General features: G+C 53.7%; 1 protein-coding gene. It reads left to right on the top strand.

Going from position 1 to position 296, the window contains the following annotated elements:
• Nucleotides 1-235 (top strand): hypothetical protein (locus tag GQ598_RS11010; protein ID WP_160404152.1); only part of this gene is annotated, 235 nt, incomplete at its 5' end.
• Between the last annotated feature and the right edge of the window lie 61 nt (nt 236-296).

Here is a 296-nt window from a genome sequence, read left to right as displayed (position 1 = left end):
TATTTCTGGCGCAGTACCTAGTTCATCAGGCAATTGGTATCAGCGTCACATAGGTGCAGGTTTTTTCACGGAGTGGGGCTACATGGTCAGCTACGCTGATGCGGGCTTCGTCGGCTACAACTACTGGGCAAGCGACGCAACAGGTAGCTATGGGTTCCGTGTCTACTCGGGCTACGGCGGTGTCGGCAGCTACAGTGCTTCCTACAGCAGTTATGCTGTTTGCACCGCACCTTAGCTTTTATTTCTTATTCCTTAATCCTTGGGCCGCGGGGGCGGTTATGGTGCCTGAGAGGACA

The sequence above is a fragment of the Gilliamella sp. Pas-s95 genome (genome assembly GCF_009795795.1).
GTDB classification, from domain to species: domain Bacteria; phylum Pseudomonadota; class Gammaproteobacteria; order Enterobacterales; family Orbaceae; genus Gilliamella; species Gilliamella bombicola.
Note: the sequence above shows the minus strand (reverse complement) of the source record. Positions and strands in the feature narration are given on the sequence as shown.